General features: G+C 69.5%; 19 protein-coding genes. 9 read left to right on the forward strand and 10 right to left on the reverse strand.

Going from position 1 to position 17411, the window contains the following annotated elements; translation table 11 throughout:
* The first annotated feature begins 63 nt into the window (after positions 1–63).
* Genes ACZ1DY_RS31705 through ACZ1DY_RS31715 form a run of 3 tightly spaced genes read left to right on the forward strand, consistent with a single transcriptional unit; the run spans position 64 to position 2038 of the window.
* A complete protein-coding gene (locus ACZ1DY_RS31705; RefSeq protein ID WP_465481826.1) occupies positions 64–1353 on the forward strand; it encodes an O-acetylhomoserine aminocarboxypropyltransferase/cysteine synthase family protein in 1290 nt (429 codons plus the stop codon).
* The gene (locus ACZ1DY_RS31710) at positions 1350–1826 is read left to right on the forward strand and encodes a CoA-binding protein (protein ID WP_465481827.1); all 477 of its coding nucleotides are present in this window, start codon (positions 1350–1352) and stop codon (positions 1824–1826) included. Before ACZ1DY_RS31705 ends, ACZ1DY_RS31710 begins: the two co-directional genes overlap by 4 nt.
* A 35-nt stretch (positions 1827–1861) precedes the next feature.
* Positions 1862–2038: a hypothetical protein gene (locus ACZ1DY_RS31715; RefSeq protein WP_340687324.1), complete on the forward strand. Its 177-nt coding sequence runs from the start codon at positions 1862–1864 to the stop codon at positions 2036–2038.
* Here ACZ1DY_RS31715 and alc read toward each other — a convergent pair.
* Both alc and allB read right to left on the reverse strand, forming a co-directional pair.
* The gene (gene alc / locus ACZ1DY_RS31720; protein ID WP_465481828.1) at positions 2029–3045 is read right to left on the reverse strand and encodes an allantoicase; all 1017 of its coding nucleotides are present in this window, start codon (positions 3043–3045) and stop codon (positions 2029–2031) included. The two genes, ACZ1DY_RS31715 and alc, sit on opposite strands and share 10 nt — an antisense overlap.
* 1 nt (position 3046) lies before the next feature.
* Positions 3047–4375: an allantoinase AllB gene (gene allB / locus ACZ1DY_RS31725; RefSeq protein WP_257485180.1), complete on the reverse strand. Its 1329-nt coding sequence runs from the start codon at positions 4373–4375 to the stop codon at positions 3047–3049.
* A gap of 104 nt (positions 4376–4479) precedes the next feature.
* Here allB and ACZ1DY_RS31730 point away from each other — a divergent pair, with 104 nt between their 5' ends.
* The 4 genes from ACZ1DY_RS31730 to pucL are packed head-to-tail and all read left to right on the forward strand — an operon-like array spanning position 4480 to position 6705.
* Positions 4480–4956, forward strand: coding sequence for a helix-turn-helix domain-containing protein (locus tag ACZ1DY_RS31730; protein WP_126733427.1), 477 nt, complete (start codon positions 4480–4482; stop codon positions 4954–4956).
* 58 nt (positions 4957–5014) lie between these two features.
* A complete protein-coding gene (gene uraD / locus ACZ1DY_RS31735; protein WP_465481829.1) occupies positions 5015–5506 on the forward strand; it encodes a 2-oxo-4-hydroxy-4-carboxy-5-ureidoimidazoline decarboxylase in 492 nt (163 codons plus the stop codon).
* Positions 5503–5820, forward strand: a complete 318-nt coding sequence (gene uraH, locus ACZ1DY_RS31740; RefSeq protein ID WP_465481830.1) for a hydroxyisourate hydrolase — start codon at positions 5503–5505, stop codon at positions 5818–5820. The genes uraD and uraH overlap by 4 nt, the downstream gene beginning before the upstream one ends.
* A gap of 6 nt (positions 5821–5826) precedes the next feature.
* Positions 5827–6705, forward strand: coding sequence for a factor-independent urate hydroxylase (pucL, locus tag ACZ1DY_RS31745; protein ID WP_034310855.1), 879 nt, complete (start codon positions 5827–5829; stop codon positions 6703–6705).
* A gap of 90 nt (positions 6706–6795) precedes the next feature.
* Here the strand turns inward: pucL and ACZ1DY_RS31750 are convergent, their stop codons facing one another.
* Complete coding sequence (locus tag ACZ1DY_RS31750; protein ID WP_465481831.1) at positions 6796–8307, reverse strand: alpha/beta hydrolase; 1512 nt, start codon at positions 8305–8307, stop codon at positions 6796–6798.
* Between the two features lie 139 nt (positions 8308–8446).
* On the opposite strand from ACZ1DY_RS31750, the gene ACZ1DY_RS31755 reads away from it, so the two are divergent.
* Positions 8447–9031, forward strand: a complete 585-nt coding sequence (locus ACZ1DY_RS31755; protein WP_257485177.1) for a TetR/AcrR family transcriptional regulator — start codon at positions 8447–8449, stop codon at positions 9029–9031.
* A 102-nt stretch (positions 9032–9133) separates the two neighbouring features.
* A complete protein-coding gene (locus tag ACZ1DY_RS31760) occupies positions 9134–9823 on the forward strand; it encodes an Ig-like domain-containing protein (protein ID WP_465481832.1) in 690 nt (229 codons plus the stop codon).
* A gap of 47 nt (positions 9824–9870) precedes the next feature.
* Here ACZ1DY_RS31760 and ACZ1DY_RS31765 read toward each other — a convergent pair whose 3' ends face one another.
* The 7 genes from ACZ1DY_RS31765 to ACZ1DY_RS31795 all read right to left on the reverse strand — a co-directional run bounded on the left by ACZ1DY_RS31765 (position 9871) and on the right by ACZ1DY_RS31795 (position 17368).
* Positions 9871–10242, reverse strand: coding sequence for an allophanate hydrolase-related protein (locus ACZ1DY_RS31765; RefSeq protein WP_465481833.1), 372 nt, complete (start codon positions 10240–10242; stop codon positions 9871–9873).
* Positions 10233–11675 carry an NCS2 family permease gene (locus ACZ1DY_RS31770; protein ID WP_126733434.1) on the reverse strand — a complete coding sequence of 481 codons (1443 nt, stop codon included), beginning with the start codon at positions 11673–11675 and terminating at the stop codon, positions 10233–10235. The genes ACZ1DY_RS31765 and ACZ1DY_RS31770 overlap by 10 nt, the downstream gene beginning before the upstream one ends.
* A gap of 209 nt (positions 11676–11884) precedes the next feature.
* Entirely contained in the window at positions 11885–12379 is a 495-nt protein-coding gene (locus ACZ1DY_RS31775; RefSeq protein ID WP_126733435.1) for a nucleoside deaminase, read from the reverse strand.
* A gap of 33 nt (positions 12380–12412) precedes the next feature.
* Positions 12413–14695 (reverse strand): xanthine dehydrogenase subunit D, encoded by a 2283-nt coding sequence (gene pucD / locus ACZ1DY_RS31780; protein ID WP_465481834.1) that lies wholly within the window; start codon positions 14693–14695, stop codon positions 12413–12415.
* A complete protein-coding gene (locus ACZ1DY_RS31785; RefSeq protein WP_465481835.1) occupies positions 14692–16041 on the reverse strand; it encodes an 8-oxoguanine deaminase in 1350 nt (449 codons plus the stop codon). Before ACZ1DY_RS31785 ends, pucD begins: the two co-directional genes overlap by 4 nt.
* Complete coding sequence (locus tag ACZ1DY_RS31790) at positions 16038–16508, reverse strand: (2Fe-2S)-binding protein (RefSeq protein WP_125673221.1); 471 nt, start codon at positions 16506–16508, stop codon at positions 16038–16040. Before ACZ1DY_RS31790 ends, ACZ1DY_RS31785 begins: the two co-directional genes overlap by 4 nt.
* A complete protein-coding gene (locus ACZ1DY_RS31795) occupies positions 16499–17368 on the reverse strand; it encodes an FAD binding domain-containing protein (protein WP_126733438.1) in 870 nt (289 codons plus the stop codon). Before ACZ1DY_RS31795 ends, ACZ1DY_RS31790 begins: the two co-directional genes overlap by 10 nt.
* Between the last annotated feature and the right edge of the window lie 43 nt (positions 17369–17411).

Raw genomic sequence — 17411 nt, forward strand, 5'->3', positions numbered from 1 at the left:
GACGGGTAGCCACGGGCTGGGAACGATGGTCACGGAGTGGGACCCGAGGTAGCGTCGGGCGCGATGAGTGAACGCACCTGGGGCTTCCGCACCCGCGCCCTGCACGCGGGCGGGACGCCCGACCCGGCGACCGGCGCCCGCGCCGTGCCCATCTACCAGACCACGAGCTTCGTCTTCGAGGACGCGGCCGACGCGGCGAACCTGTTCGCGCTGCAGAAGTACGGCAACATCTACAGCCGCATCGGCAATCCGACGGTCGCGGCCTTCGAGGAGCGGCTGGCCAGTCTCGAAGGCGCGATCGGCGGGGTCGCGACCAGCAGTGGCCAGGCCGCGGAGTTCCTGACCTTCTCCGCCCTCACCGAGGCGGGCGACCACATCGTGTCGGCGGGCGGGCTCTACGGCGGGACGGTCACGCAACTCACCGGGACGCTGCGCCGCTTCGGTATCGAGACCACCTTCGTCGACGGAGACCGCATCGAGGACTACGCGGCCGCGATCACCGACCGGACGAAGCTGATCTTCACCGAGGTCATCGGCAATCCCGGCGGCGGGATCGCCGACATCGCCGGGCTGGCCGAGCTCGCGCACGCGCACGACATCCCGCTGGTCGTCGACGCCACGCTGGCGACGCCGTACCTGTGCCGCCCGATCGAGCACGGTGCGGACATCGTGCTGCATTCGGCCACGAAGTTCCTCGGCGGGCACGGGACCACGCTGGGCGGCGTGGTCGTCGAGTCCGGGAAGTTCGACTGGGGCAACGGGAAGTTCCCGCGGATGACCGAGACCGTCGAGAGCTACGGCGGCCTGAAGTACTGGGAGAACTTCGGCGAGTACGCCTTCTGCACCCGGCTCCGCGCCGAGCAGTTGCGCGACATCGGCGCGGTCCTCTCCCCGCATTCGGCCTTCCTCCTGCTGCAGGGGGTCGAGACGCTGCCGCAGCGGATGGACGCCCACGTCGCCAACGCGCGGGCCGTCGCGGAGTACCTCGCGAACGACAGCCGGGTGGCCTGGGTGAACTACGCGGGCCTGCCGGACCATCCCCATCACGATCGCGCGAAGAAGTATCTGCCCGCCGGGCCGGGCGCCGTGTTCTCCTTCGGTGTCGACGGCGGCCGCGCGGCCGGGGAGAAGTTCGTGAACTCCGTCGAGCTGCTGTCGCATCTGGCGAACGTCGGGGACGCGCGGACGCTGGTCATCCATCCGGCGTCCACCACCCACCAGCAGCTCTCCGAAGACCAGTTGCGCGCGGCGGGCGTGGGAGCGGATCTGATCCGCCTGTCGGTCGGGCTGGAGGACGTCGACGACATCCTGTGGGATCTCGACCAGGCACTCGGCAAGGCGGTGGCGGGATGACCTACGACGTCGGCGCGGTCGAACGCCGCCGCATCCTTTCGCGCACGAAGTCGGTGACCATCGTCGGCGCCTCGAACAACCCGGCGCGGCCGAGCTACGTCGTCGCGACGTACCTGCTCTCCTCCAGCAAGTACGAGGTCAACTTCGTGAACCCGCGGCTGGACGAGCTCCTCGGGCGGCCGGTGTACCCGTCGCTGGCCGACGTGCCCGGCGAGGCCGACCTGGTCAGCGTGTTCCGCAAGCACGACGACCTCCCCGGCGTGGCCGAGGAGGTCGTCAAGGCCGGAGCGCGCACGCTCTGGCTTCAGCTGGGCCTGTGGCACGAGCCCGTCGCCGACCTCGCCAAGGAGGCGGGGCTGGACGTGGTGATGAACCGCTGCGTGAAGATCGAACACGCCCGGTTCGCCGGCGGGCTCCACCTCGCCGGTTTCAACACCGGGGTGATCAGCTCACGGCGCCAGTCCGCCCCCTGACCAGGGCCCGCCCAGGCCCGTGAGAGGGTGGCGGCATGGCCAAACCGACGCCGCTGCAGATCAGGAACATCGTCATGGCGGTGCTCATGGTGGGTGCCCTGGTGTGGAACCTGTCCATCGGCGGCGCTTGGTGGCTCACCGCGATCTTCTCGATCGGCACCGTCCTCTCGTTGTTCTCCGCGTATCTGAACCGGCCCGGCGCTCAGCCCTGAGCCGCCTCGAAACGGGAAGTGAGATCCGCGCGGCCTCGTTCGGAAAGCGCCCCGAAGAGCCGTAGGCGCGCCATCCCGCCGTCGGGATAGATGTCGAGACGGACCTCGGTCACCTCGGGTCCCTCAGCGAGGGCGAACCGGTGCCGCGTGTCCGGCTGCAACCGCGTCTTGGGCAGCAGTTCGACCCATTCGCCGTCACCGTCCCGGCCGCTCAGCGACGCCCAGCCCGGCGCGTTGCCCTTGAGGTTGCTGTTGTCCAGTTCGGCGAACCGGACGACGCCCGCGCCGGCGAGGCGCACGGTGACCCAGTCGTTCCCGTCGTCGCGGCGCCGCGCGGTCTCCCAGCCCTCGGCCTGATGCGCGGCGAGCCCCGGCGAGAAGAGGTTGTTGGGCGAGGAATAGAACATGTCGCTGCAGCCGGTGACGACCGCGCCGTTCTCCAGCGCGGCGAGGTCGAGTGCGCCGAGGTCGAGCAGCCGCGGGTCCGGGATCGGTGTGCCGTGCACCCGCAGCCGGGCCACCCCGCCGTCCGGATGCATGGTCAGCCGGATGTGCGTGTAGCGCTTGCTCCCACCGACCTCGAAGAAGTTCTCCGTGTGCCCCGCCGCCGCACCGCGTTTCACCAGCACGTCCCAGTCCGCTTCGGACAGTTCGGCGGCGTTGGGATAGCCGTCGACGGCGCACGCTTCGACCGAGACGAACGGCGGGTAGTTGCCCTTGAAGAACGCGGTGTCCACGATGACGCCGGTGATCGCGCCCGCCAGGCCGAGCCGGATCACCGCCTGATCGTCGCCGGGCTCGCGGTGCCGCCGGGTCTCCCAGCCGTCGTAGACCTGCCCCTTGGGACCGAAGGTCTCCGCCCGATGCGCGGGAACCCAGGGATTGACCAGGTTCTCCTTCTCGGCGAACAACTCGTCCGTCGCCCACATCACGGTCCCGCCGAACCTGCGCGAGGCCAGATCGGGCAGGGCTGTCCACTCAGGACGGTCGTTCACGGCATCCTCCATCTCAGCAGTCTCCCCGGGTCAGCAGAACGCCTGCCGGGTCTTCACCGGTGATCTCCTCGCCTCGCAACCACGTGCTCCGGACGACACCGGCGAGCGGCCGTCCGTGGTAGGCGCTGACCGGGTTGCGGTGCTTCAATTTCGCGACGTCGACGACGAACGCCTCGTCGGGGGCGAACACGCTGAAGTCGGCGTCGTAGCCGGGGGCGAGATGTCCTTTGCGCTTCATCCCCGCCTGTGCGGCCGGATGTTCGGCCATCCAGCGGACGACGTCGGTGAGCGCGAAACCGCGCTGCCGCGCCTGAGTCCAGACGGCCGGCAGGCCGAGTTGCAACCCGGCGATCCCGCCCCAGGCGAGCCCGAAATCGCCGCTGTCGAAGCGTTTCAGCTCGGGCGTGCAGGGCGAATGGTCGGTCACCACGCAGTCGATGACCCCGTCCGCGAGGCCCTTCCACAGCAGTTCGCGGTTCCCGGCCTCGCGGATCGGCGGGCAGCATTTGAACTGCGTGGCGCCGTCGCCGATCTCCTCCGCCGTGAAGCTCAGGTAGTGGGGGCAGGTCTCGGCGGTCAGCCGCACGCCGTCGCGCCGCGCGCTCTCGACCATCGGCAGCGCGTCCGAAGAGGACAGATGCAGGATATGCGCGCGGACGCCGGTCTTCCTGGCCAGCTCGATGACCTGCGCGATCGCCACGTTCTCCGCGCCGCGCGGCCGCGAGTGCAAGAAGTCTTCGTACTTCTCGCCATGCGGGTCGGGCGCGTGGTCGATCGCGTCGGAGTCCTCCGCGTGCACGATGATCATGCCGTCGAAGGTCCGCAGTTCGGTCATCGCCTCTTCGAGCCCGCGCGCGTCCAGCGGCGGGAACTCGTCGACCCCGGAATGCAGCAGGAAGGACTTGAAGCCGAACACTCCAGCTTCGTGCAGGCCGCGCAGGTCCGCGAGGTTGCCGGGGATCGCGCCGCCCCAGAAGCCGACGTCGACGTGCACCCGGCCCTCGGCGGTCTTGCGTTTCACCTCCAGCGACGCGACGTCGACCGTCGGCGGCAGGCTGTTCAGCGGCATGTCCACGATCGTGGTGACGCCGCCCGCCGCGGCCGCGCGGGTCGCCGAAGCGAACCCCTCCCATTCCGTGCGGCCAGGGTCGTTGACGTGCACATGCGTGTCCACCAGGCCCGGCAGCAGGACGACGTCGTCACCGAGTTCGAGTACCCGCTCGCCGTCCAGATCGGCTCCGGCGGGCTCCACCGCGACGATGCGGCCCCCGTCGACACCGACGGTCGCGGGTACCTCGCCGGCGGCCGTCACGGCTCGGGCGGCTTTGATCACCAAGTCCATCTAGAGCCTCCAACTTCCACTGAGTGGAATCGAGGTTTCGCACTCCGACATTAACTCCGGCCACCCTGCTCGTCAACGAGCCCGGGCGGCGCTACCTTCGCTGGGTGCAGTTAGAAGCCGAGTTCACCAGCGAACCGTTCCACGGCGAGGGTCCGCCACCCGAACACGCCGTCAAAGCCCGCGACACCGCGGAGGACGCGGGCCTCTCCGCCGATTTCGGCCCGCTCGGCACGCTCGTCCGCGGCGACGCCGACGCCCTCCTCGACGCGCTCCCCGCCATCGCCAGGGCGGCACTGAACGGCGGCGCCACCCGCGTGACCCTCCAGCTCCGGCAGGTCGGCGACGAAACGAGCGAGCCCGCCGTCGAACTGCACAGCGCGCTGGCCCGGCTCATCGGCGACGTCGAACGCGAACTCGGCGGCAGACTCGACACCCTCGACCGCGCCGCCAAGCAGCGCGCGGTGCGGCTGCTCAAGGAACGCGGCGCGTTCGGCCTCCGCAAGTCGGTGTCGACCGTCGCCGAGGCGCTGGGGGTCACGAGGTTCACGGTCTACAACTACCTCAACCGGGACCAAGACTGAAGAGCTGATTCAACAAAATGTTGACGGCGGCGGAATCGTCGCCGTACCGTCAGTTCCCGTGCCGCTCACCATTCGAGAGTTCAACGAGGCTCCCGCACAGGACGTCCGGCCGGCGCTGACCGCCTGCCTCGACGTCCCGCGCTGGGTGGAGACCCTGCTGGCCAGGCGCCCGTACGCCGACCTCGCCGCGCTGCTCGCCGCGGCCGGGGCGCTCACCCCGTTGCGTCCCGAAGAGGTCCGGCGCGCCATGGCCGCCCATCCCCGGATCGGGGAGAAAGCGGACGGGAAGAGCACCGAAGCGGGCTGGTCGCGCTCGGAACAGTCCGGTGTGGACGGTGACGCGGCACGCGAGTTCGCCGCGGCCAACGCCGAGTACGAAGCGACGTTCGGGCATGTCTTCCTGGTCTGCGCGAGCGGCCGGAGCGGCGCCGAGCTGCTGGAAAACCTGCGTTCGAGGCTGTCGAACGATCCCGAAAAGGAACTCGAAGTGGCCGGTCAAGAGCTGGCCAGGATCGCCGCGCTGCGGCTGGAAAAGGCGGTGACGGCATGAGCCTCGTGACCACGCACATCCTCGACACCGCCGCGGGACGGCCGGCGGCAGGCGTCGGGGCCCGGCTCGAAACCGGCACGGGCGAACCCGTCGCCGAAGGGCGGACCGACGCCGACGGCCGGATCCGCGACCTCGGCCCGGACACCCTGGAACCCGGGGTCTACCGGCTGGTCTTCGACACCGGCGCCCACCTCGGCCCGGACTCCTTCTTCCCCGAAGTCACCCTGACCTTCCGCATCGCCGACGGGACCGAGCACCACCACGTGCCGTTGCTGCTGAGCCCGTTCGCCTATTCCACCTATCGAGGGAGCTGATCGCCCGTGGCCATCACCCTGGGCCCCAACCAGTACGGCAAGGCCGAAGTCCGGCTCGTCACCGTCCAGCGCGAAGGCACCGTCCACCACCTCAAGGACCTCACCGTTTCGACGTCGCTTCGCGGCGACCTCGCGGCCACGCATCTCACCGGCGACAACGCCGACGTCGTCGCGACCGACACCCAGAAGAACACCGTCTACGCCTTCGCCAAGGAAGCCCCGGTCGGCGAGATCGAGGACTTCGCGCTGCGGCTGGGACGCCATTTCGTCGGCTCGTTCGAGCACATCACCGGCGCCCGGATCCTGATCGACGAACACGGCTGGAACCGCATCTCCGGCCACGACCACGCGTTCTCCCAGGCGGGCAGCGAAAAGCGGACGACCGCCGTGACCGTGCAGGGCGACCAGGCCTGGGTGGTGTCCGGTTTGGACGATCTCGTGGTGCTCAAGTCGACCGGCTCGGAGTTCCACGGCTTCCCGCGCGACGAGTACACGACGCTGGCCGAGACGAACGACCGGATCCTCGCGACCGCCGTGACCGCGCGCTGGCGTTACCAGGGCGACGGGATCGACTGGGCCACGAGCCACGCGGAGGTCCGGCGGATCCTGCTGGAGACCTTCGCGGACAAGCACAGCCTCTCCCTGCAGCAGACGCTGTACGCCATGGGAGAGGCTGTGCTCAAGGAACGCGAAGAGGTCGCCGAAGTCCGGCTCTCACTGCCGAACAAGCACCACTTCCTGGTCGACCTGTCACCGTTCGGGCTGAAGAACGACAACGAGGTCTTCTACGCCGCCGACCGTCCGTACGGCCTGATCGAGGGTGTGGTCCTCCGCGACGACGCCGAGGATCCGGGCCTGGCCTGGCACACCCTCGCCGCCTTCTAGGGCAGCGGGCACGTCGCGAAAGCCACTTTCGGGACGTCTGGCGTCTCGAAAGTGGCTTTCGCGACACTGGGAGCAGGCGGCCCGGCGTCGCTAGGGAGCCGGCACCGGTAGCGGCATCCCGGGGACGCTCTGGTCGGCGGGGACCACCCCGTCGACCAGGTAGGCGTCCACGATCTCGTCCAGCTTGGGGTTCCCGTCGGCGTAGAGCCCGTGGTCACCCTCACCGGTCACGGTCAGCATCCGCGAGTTCGCGAACCCGGCGTGCGCCTTCCTGGCGCCCTCGATCGCCGTGGCCGGGTCGTGCTCGGAGTGCACGATCAGCACCGGCGGGACCCCCTTGCCGTCCATCTTCGGCAGCGGACGGGGTTCCTTGTCCCAGAACAGGCAGACCGAGGCGTTCAGCGTGCCGCCACCCGCCAGGAGCAGACCGCGATCGAGGTTCCGCTGTGAGGCGCGGATCAGCGATTCGCGGGTGCCGATGAAACGTCCCTCACCGCAGAGGGTGTTCCAGAAGGTGGCGTCCTGCGCGTCGGGGTGGTCACCCGCCGCGTCGACGGCGGCCTTCGCCTCGGCCCTGGCCGCCGGGTTCTCCATCGCGTCCCGGATCTTGACCAGCAGATCGGCCAGCGCCGGGAAGGTCGCCTTCTTGTACAGCATGTAGATGATGGCGGTGTCGAGTTCCATCGGCCCGCTCCCGTTCAGCGGGTTGCGGGACAAGGCGTAACGGACCCGCTCGTAGTTCTGCCGGACCTCTTCACCGTTGGTGCCGAAATGGTACTTCGCGTCGTACCGCGCCATCCACGGCAGGAAGTCCTGCCGCCAGCGCCGTTCGAACCCGACCGGCTGCCGGTCGAACGTCTTCTGCCAGTCCGTGGTGAACTCCGTCGCGGAGTCCAGCACGAACCGCCCGGTCCGCTGCGGGAACTGCTGCGCGTAATGCGCTCCCAGCCAGGTCCCGCCGGAATAGCCGACCCAGTTGATCTTCTCGCGGCCGAGCAGGTCGCGGAGCAGATCGAAGTCCCGGATCGTCTGGTGGGTGGTGATCAGCGGGCCGAGTTCGCCGCCGGCGCTCTGGCAGGACCTGGCCACGTGCTCGGCGTTCGCCAGGATCTGGTTCAGATTGCGCGGATCCCGGTCACGTGGATCCAGCTGCCGGATGAGATCGGCCGTGCCCCGGCAGGTGACGTTGGTGCTCTTGCCGGTCCCGCGCACGTCGATGCCGATGATGTCCTGGTGCTCGCGCAGTTTCTCCTGGCCGCGGAACGTCACCGGGAACCAGCGCCCGGGACCGCCCGGCCCGCCCGGGTTGGTGAGCACCGAGGCCGTCGAGGTGCCGGTGGCCTTCAGTCTGCTGACCGCGATGGTCAGGTCCTGCCGCTCGTCCGCACGATCCCAGTCCCGGGGTGTGCGGAACGTCGAGCATTCGAGCCCGCTGATGTCGGTGCCCGGCGGCAGCGTGACCAGTTCCTCCGCCGCGCAGGGATGCCAATCCAGCTTCTGGTCGGCGTAGTGCGCCGGGACGCTCGCCGAAGCCGGTGTGGCTCCGGCGAGCAGCCCGCCCACGATCACCGGGAGCAACCCGGCGGCCAAGAACCGCTTCATGCACTTCCCCCTTCTTCCTTGGTTTCCCAACGGCTCACGACGCTAGGGCCGGGCACACCGGGCGAACATCGACCGCAGGTAGCGCCGGAAGGTGAACCAAGGTCGAAGGGACCATCGAAACTTGATAGAACGCTCTATCATGGGAGGCGTGACTGGAACGCGGGAACGCATCGTGAACGCCGGCGCCGAGCTGCTCCGGCGCAACGGGTACACCGGCACCGGGGTGAAGCAGATCGTCGAGGCGGCGAACGCGCCGTTCGGCTCGCTGTACCACTTCTTCCCGGGCGGCAAGGAACAGCTCGGCGAGGAGGTCATCCGCACTTCGGGGATGATGTACCTCGCGCTGTTCGAGATCTTCTTCGCCGACGAGCCGGACCTCGTCCACGGTATCGAGGCGTGTTTCGCCAGCGCCGCCGAGACGCTGAAGGCGACCGACTACGCCGACGCCTGCCCCATCGCGACGGTCGCGCTGGAGGTCGCCAGCACCAACGAGAAGCTGCGGATCGCGACGGCCGACGTCTTCACGGCGTGGATCGAGACCGGCGCCGAGAAGCTGGGCAAGTACGGCCTCGAACCCGAAGCCGCGCGGCGCCTCACCATCGCTTTGGTGAACAGCCTCGAAGGAGCGTTCGTGTTGAGCCGTTCGCTGCGTAACACCGAAGCGCTCGAGGTCGCGGGTGCCTCGTCGGTGGCGTACGCGCGCACGTTGCTCCCGGATGCGTGAAGCACCGACGGCGGAATCCTGAACACCGGGATTTTCCCGCAACGCACCACGGCTTCCGGCCGACCTAGCCGTCGCCAACACCGGAATCCGTTTGGGGAGCCCATGATCATCAGGAAGCTCGTGATCGGCACCATCGCCGCGGCCGCGCTGCTCACCGCGGGCGCGGTACCCGCGACCGCCGCCGAGGCCCAGCCGTCCACCCTCACCACGACGACCAGCAGCACCAAGATCGACGCCGGGCAGACCGTCACCATCTCCGGGAAGCTCACCAAGGCCGACGCCACCCCGATCGCGGGCGCCGAGGTGGGCATCTCGTTCTGCTTCAACGGCTTCTGCGGTGAAGCGCAGGCCAAGCCGGTCACCGACGCCGCCGGTGCGTACAGCGCGACGCTGACCCCGATCCGCACCGGCAACTACCGCGCCGACTTCTTCTCCACCGACCCGTCGATCGCGAACTCGAGCGCCGACACCGCGAAGATCGTCGTGCTCCACCCGGCGAAGATCACGTCGTTCGCGGCGGGCCGGGACGCGGCCAGGGCGGTGACCGGCTCCGGCACGATCGAGTTCCCCGGCCGGTACACCGCGAACCCGATCCCGGTCGAGCTCCAGTACTTCTCGTTCAGCACCTACCGCTGGACCACGGCGGCGACGGTCACCGCCACCTGGAACGGCACCACCTGGGCCTTCGCGGCTTCGGCCGAACACCGCAAGCCCGGCGCCTGGCGGGCCTTCTACGCGGGCGCGCCCGAGATGTTCCACGCGGCGGCGAGCGACCTCGTCTTCGTGCTCTGACGTTCCGTGAAGGCCTCTTTCCCTGGGAAAGAGGCCTTCACGGACCACTAGCGGGACGCGAGGTAGGCACGCCAATCGCCGACGGAGGAGATGTCGGTCAGCTCCGGAGAGTCCACATAGGACGAACGCAGGACGGTGGCGAGACAGGCCGCGCCGTCCTCCAGTTCGATGACGCCCAGCTCCAGTTCCGGCGGTTCGGCCGGGACGAGGTGATCCCGCAGCACGGTGAGCGGCAGGTCGTAGACCTCGCCCACGACCGACGCGGAACCGCCCTCGTGCATGGCCGGGAACCGGTCGCCCACGGAGTAGTAGTGGTACTTGGGCGCGGATCGGGCTACGCAGCACAACGGCGCGCCCTGCAACTGCTCGTGCAGCGGGCCGCCACGCATCCCGCCGCCGTTGAGGAACATCAGAACCACGACATGATCCCTTCGATCCCGAAGTACACCCCGAACACCGCGGCCAGGATCCCGAGGATCCAGCCGATCTCGCGGATCTTGCCCTTGCAGATCTTGATCAGCACGTAGGCGACCAGCCCGGCGCCGATCCCGTTGGTGATCGAGTAGGTGAACGGGATCAGCGCGATGGTCAGGAACACCGGGATCGCGAAATCCAGGTCCCGCCAAGGGATCCGCGCGCATTGCGCCATCATCATCCCGCCGATGACCACCAGCGCGGGCGCCGCGGCCTGCGCCGGGACGATGGCCGCGATCGGCGTCAGGAACAGCGTGGCGGTGAACAACCCGCCGGTGACGATGCTCGCCAGCCCGGTCCGCGCGCCTTCGCCGACGCCGGCGGCCGATTCGAGGAACACGGTGTTCGGCGCCGATCCGGTGACGCCGCCCGCCAGCGCGCCCGCGCCGTCGACCAGCAGGATGCGGCCCATCCCCTCGACCTTGCCGTTCTTGACCAGCCCCGCCTCCTCCGAGACGGACGTGATCGTGCCCATGGCGTCGAAGAACCCGGACAGCACCAGCGTGAACAGGAACACCGCCGCCGTCACCGCGCCCGCCGACCCGAAGCCGCCGAAGAGGTCGATGTCGCCCAGCAGGCTGAAGTCGGGATGCGCCACGACCTGGTCGGGCACCTTCGGCTCGACCAGCCCCCAGCCTTCGACGTGGAACACGCTGTTGACCAGCACGGCGAGCCCGGTCGCGACCGCGATGCTGATCAGCACCGCGCCCGGCACGCCGCGGCTCACGAGCACGATCATCAGCAGCAGCCCGAGGCAGAAGATCGCGATCGGCCAGCCTTCGAGATGGCCGGCGATCCCCATCCGCACCGGCACCGTCGACTGCGCCGAATCCGGTGTCCTGGTCACGAATCCCGCGCTGACCAGGCCGACCAGCGCGATGTAGAGGCCGATGCCGACGGTGATCGCGACCTTGAGCGCCATCGGGATCGCGTTGATGATCCGTTCCCGGACACCGGAAACGGCCATCAGCACGATGCAGAAGCCTTCGAGGACGACGAGCCCGAAGGCCTGCGCCCACGTCATGGCCGGAGCCATCTGGAAGGCGACGACCCCGTTGACGCCGAGACCGGCCGCGAGCGCCAGCGGCGCGTTGCCGACCAGTCCCATCAGGATCGTGGTGACGCCGGCCGCCAGCGCGGTCGCGGTGGTGATCGCCTCGGTGGTCAGCTTCGCGCCGGTGATGTCGGCCGACGCGCCGAGGATGAGCGGGTTGAGCAGCACGATGTAGCACATCGCGACGAACGTGGTGATCCCGCCGCGCACCTCGCGGCCGATCGTGCTGCCGCGGTGGGAGATCTTGAACCAGCGGTCGAGCCCGGACAGCCGCCCCGGCTCGGGCGAGGGCAGGTGGGGACGCTCGGTACCTAATTGGGTCATGCCTACTCCACAACGTTGTGGGGCGGGAAGATTCGCTCAGCAAGCCGGTCGGCGGAGCAGTTGTGGCAGCCGAACCAGCCGACTACGACGTGAACCCGCCCCGGTCGAAGACCCCGTTATCGCGGCGGCAGGGCGCCTCTTCACACCTGACACGTCGCTTCGAGCACGAGTGCCCTGGCGACGCGATAACGGTCGCGGGTTCACCTGGATCAGTAAGCCTTCTTGTCGGGTTTCGACAGCCAGGCCTGGAAAGGCGCGAAAGAGTCCGGAAGGGACAGCTGGCCGACGGGTAGTGACCAGGTCTCGCGCGGACGGGAAAAGAGGTCGTAGAACTCGCGGTCGTCGAAGCCCGCCTCGGCCGCGTCGTGGCGATCCGCGGCGTAGACGACCTTGCCGACACGCGCCCAGAGCGCGGCGGAAAGGCAGAGCGGGCAAGGCTCGCAGGAGGTCACGAGGACGCAGCCGTCGAGTTTATAGTCGCCGATAGCCTGGCAGGCCGCGCGGATCGCGACCACCTCGGCGTGCGCCGTCGGGTCCAGCGTCGGCGTCACCTGGTTGGTGCCGGTGGCCAGCACCGAACCGTCCCGGACGATCATCGCGCCGAACGGTCCGCCGCCGCGCTCGACGTTCGAGGTGGCCAGCCGGACGGCTTCGGCGAGCCATTTCTGCTCGTCGGACTCCGAAATGGACAGACGGGTACCCACGGATGTGCTCCTAGCTCGGGAAAGTACGGATTCTCAGGTGCCGGTGAGGTGTTCGGGACGCACCGGGACGCGGGGCAGCGCGAGCCCGGTGGCCGCGCGGATGGCCGCGACGATCGCCGGGGTGGACGAGATCGTCGGCGGTTCCCCGACCCCGCGCAGACCATACGGCGCGTTCGGGTCGGGCCGTTCCAGGACGTCGATGTCCATCGGCGGCATGTCCAGCACGGTCGGGATCAGGTAGTCGGTGAACGACGGGTTGCGGATCTTCCCGCCGTCGGTCTGGATCTCCTCCATCACCGCGAGCCCGAGCCCCTGCGCGGAACCGCCCTGGATCTGGCCGAGCACCGCCTGCGGGTTGAGCGCCTTGCCGACGTCCTGCGCGCAGTCGAGCGCGACGACCTTGATCAGGCCGAGTTCGGTGTCGACGTCCACGACCGCGCGGTGTGCCGCGAAGCCGTACTGGACGTGCGCGTTCCCTTGCCCTGTCTCGGGGTCGATGGGCACGGTCGGCCGGTGCCGCCATTCCACGGTCTCGTCGAAGACCTCGTCGCCGAGGACGTCGGCGAGGTCCGCGAGCACGCTGCCGTCGGCGGAGACGACCTTGTTCGCGACGACGCTCAGCTTCCCGTCCGCGGCGAGCTTGGCCGCCAGATGCTTGTGCAGCCCGGAACGCACCGCGACACACGCCGCCTGCACGGCGCCGCCGGTGACGTAACTCTGCCGGGAGGCCGAGGTCGAACCGCCGTTGCCGATGTTCGTGTCCATCGGCAGGATCGTCACCTGGTCGATGCCGAGTTCGGTCCGCACGATCTGCTGCATGATCGTGACCAGGCCCTGGCCGACCTCGCAGGCGGCGGTGTGCACGGTCGCCGCGGGTTCGCCGCCGACGAGCTGCAGCCGCACGCGGGCGGTCGAGTAGTCGTCGAAACCCTCGGAGAAGCAGATGTTCTTGATGCCGACCGCGTAGCCGACCCCGCGGACGACGCCCTCGCCGTGCGTGGTGTTGGAGACACCGCCGGGCATGCGGCGCAGGTCGAGTTCCTCGTGCGTGACCGGTAACGGTTTGGCGCGCAGGCGTTCCAGCAACTCGGCGACCGGGGCGGCAGAGTCGACGATCTGCCCGGTCGGCATGACGCTGCCTTCGGCCATCGCGTTGCGGATCCGGATGTCGACCGGGTCGAGGCCGCACGCCTCGGCGAGCTTGTCCATCTGGGACTCGTACGCGAAGCCCGCCTGCACGGCGCCGAAACCGCGCATCGCACCGCAAGGCGGGTTGTTGGTGTACACGCCCCAGCAATCGACCGAAGCACTGTCCACATTGTACGGGCCCACGCCGAGGGTCGCGGCGTTCGCGACCACCGCGCCGGTGGACGACGCGTACGCGCCGCCGTCCAGGTACAGCTTCGCCCGGACGTAGACGAGGCGGCCGTCCTTGTCGGCACCGTGCTCGTAGTACATCTTCGCCGGGTGGCGGTGCACGTGACCGTAGAAGGATTCCTCGCGGTTGTACACCATCTTGACCGGCTTGCCGGTGTGCAGCGCCAGCAGACACGCGTGGACCTGGATCGAGAGGTCCTCGCGGCCGCCGAACGCGCCGCCGACCCCGCCCAGCGTCAGCCGCACCTTGTCCTTGGGCAGGCCCAGCGCGGCGACGATCTGCTGCTGGTCCACGTGAAGCCATTGCGTGGCCACGTAAAGGTCGACGCCGCCTTCGGTGTCCGGGATCGCCATACCCGACTCCGGCCCGAGGAAGGCCTGGTCCTGCATGCCGACCTCGTAGACCCCGGACACCACGACGTCGGCCTTCACCGACTGGTCGCCGTGCCGGATCTTGGCGTACCGCACGACGTTCCCGCCTGGGTGCAGCTCGGCTCCCTCGCCGGCGGCGGCCTTCTCCGAGTCCGTCACCGGTTCGAGGACGTCGTAGGAGACCTTGATCCGCTTCATCGCGCGGCGCGCGGTCTCGGGGTGGTCCGCGGCGACGAGCGCGACGGGCTCGCCCTGGTAACGCACGACGTCGACGGCGAGCACCGGCTGATCCGCGTGCTCCAGGCCGTACTTGTTCACGCCCGGCACGTCTTCATGGGTCAGCACCGCGTACACCCCTTGCACCGCAAGGGCTTCGGTGATGTCGATGCCGGTGATCCGCGCGTACGGATGCGGGCTGCGCAGCGTCGCGCCCCACAGCATGTCCTCGTGCCACAGATCCGAGGAGTAGGCGAACTCGCCGCGGACCTTGACCGTGCCGTCGGGCCGCTGCGGGCTAGTCCCCACCCCGTTCCCGGTGGCCTGCTTGGAGACTTCAGTGGTGGTCATACCGTCTCCCTCAGCCGCGCGCTGGCCACGGCCAGCTCACGGGCGATCTCGTCTTCGGATTCCTCGCGCAGCGTTCCGCCCTCGACGACGGCCGCGCCGCCGACGTACAGCCGCTCGACCGGCGGGGTCGTGCCGAGCACCAGTGCGGCGACCGGATCGGTGATCCCGGCGTAGTTCAGGCCGTTCAGGTTCCAGACCGCGAGGTCGGCGAGCTTGCCCACCTCGATCGAACCCAGATCCTTCTGGCGGCCGAGGCAGCGCGCGCCGCCCATCGTGCCCATCCACAGGGCCTCACGCGTGGTCAGCCCGCGCGGTCCGCCGCGCTGCCGCGCCTGCAACAGCGCCTGGTGCAGTTCCTCGCCGAGGCCCCCGGATTCGTTGGACGCCGCGCCATCGGCGCCGAGCCCGACCGAAACCCCGGCGTCGAGCAGCTGCCGGACGGGGGCGATCCCGGCGCCGATCCGCCCGTTGGACGTCGGGCAATGTGCCGCACCGGTGCCGGTGGCACCCATCCGCCGGATCGCCTCCGGGGCGAGGTGGATCGAGTGCGCGAGCCAGACGTCGTCGGCGAGCCAGCCGAGTTTGTCGGCGTATTCGGCCGGGGTGCAGCCGACTTCGGCGAGGCACTGCTTCTCCTCGTCGACCGTCTCGGCGAGATGGGTGTGGAGCCGCACCCCCTTGCGGCGCGCCAATTCCGCCGCGCCGGTCATCAGCCGCTCGCTCACCGAGAACGGCGAACACGGGCCGGCCGCGATCTGCAGATGCGCGCCGGCGGAGTCGTCGTGGAACCGCTCGATCGCGGCCTCGGTGCCGAGCAGCGCGGCCTCGGTCTCCTCGACGAGGTTGTCCGGCGGGAGCCCGCCGTGCGACTCGCCCCGGTCCATCGAGCCGCGGACGACGTGCAACCGCACGCCGACCCGGATCCGGGCGGCGGCGAGGGCTTCGACCTGGTCGCCGCCGTCGCGCGGGAAGACGTAGTGGTGGTCGGCGACCGTGGTGCAGCCGGTGGTCGCGAGCCGCGTCAGGCCGGCCGTGGCCGCCGCGTGCGTGATCTCGGCGTCGAGCCTGCCCCAGACCGGGTACAGCGCGACCAGCCACTCGAAGAGCGTGTGGTCGGCGGCGAGGCCGCGCGTGGCCCATTGGTAGAGGTGGTGGTGGGTGTTGATCAGACCGGGCGTGACCAGGCAGCCGGAGCCGTCGACGCGTTCGTCGTACTCGCCGTCGGGCGCCTTCCCCGCGCCGACCGCCGCGATCCGGTCGTTCTCGATGACGACGTGGCCCGAGGAGTGCTCGGTGCCCGCTCCGTCGACGGTGGCGATCGCGGCGTTCTCGATGACGGTCTTCACGTGGTCTCTCCCCTGGTCGCGGCCAACCGGACGGCGTCGAGGATCTTCTCGTATCCGGTACACCTGCAGAGGTTCCCCGCCAGCGCCTCGCGAATCTCCTCGTCGGCGGGGTTTTCGACGCGGTTGAGCAGATCGTGCGCGGCCACCACGAGGCCGGGCGTGCAGAAGCCACATTGGACGGCACCCGCGTCCACAAAGGACTGCTGGACGCGGTCCAGCTTGTCGCCCTCGGCGAGCCCTTCGACCGTGCGCACCTCGCGGCCTTCGACCTGACCGGCCGCGACCAGGCAGGAGCACACCGGGACGTCGTCGAGGTACACCGTGCAGGAGCCGCATTCGCCCTGTTCACAGGCGTTCTTCGAGCCCGGGAGGCCGAGCCGCTCGCGGAGGACGTACAGCAGGCTTTCGCCCTCCCAGACGTCGTCGGCCTGGCGGGACTCACCGTTGATCGTCACGTTCACGCGCACTCGCGTTCACCCTTCTGGAAGTCGTTCCACGCCCAGGTCAGCGTTCGCCGCGCCAGGACGGACAGCGCGTGCTTGCGGTAGTCGGCGCTGCCGCGGACGTCGTCGATCGGCGACGCCGCTTGGGAGACCAGCTCGCCGAACCGGCGTTTGACGGAATCGGTGATCGAAGCCTTGGTGGACCAGGGAAGCTCGGCACCGAGGAACTCTTCGGCGGCGGTCGCACGGCGCGGTGTCGGCGCCGCCGACCCGACGGCCGCGCGGATCTCGCGGGTGTCCAGGTGCAGGGCCAGCGCGAACGAGCAGACCGCGATGACCATCGCGTTGCGCGTCCCGACCTTGGCGAACTGCTGAGGGCCGACCTCGGCTGGCAGGTGCACCGCGGTGATCAGCTCGTCGGGTTCGAGGGCGTTGCGTTTCACGCCGAGGTAGAACTCCTCGGCCGGGATCAGCCGGGTGCCGCGGACGGAGGCGGCCTCGACCTCGGCGCCGAGCACGAGCAAGACGGGATGAGTGTCCCCGGCGGGCGAGGCGGCGCCGAGGTTGCCGCCGACGGTGCCCCGGTTGCGGATCTGCGGCGAGCCGACGGTGCGCGAGGCCATCGCCAACGCGGGCAGAACTTCACCCAGCTCAGCGATCACCCGGACGTAGGGCACCGAGGCGCCTAGGCGGATCCTGCCGTCGCTCTCGCTCCACTCGGCGAGTTCGGTGACGCGGTTGAGATCGAGCAGCGCGCCGGGGCGGCGGTGGTCGAAATTGAGCTCCACCATGACGTCCGTGCCGCCCGCGATGGGCACCGCGTCGGGCCGCTCGGCCTTGACGGCGAGCGCCTCGGTCAGCGAGCTGGGGCGCAGGAAATCCACTCTCGGGCTCCTCGGTTCGGCGGCGTTGTGTGACGGCTGACTC

This window comes from Amycolatopsis sp. PSD-21, assembly GCF_055561455.1.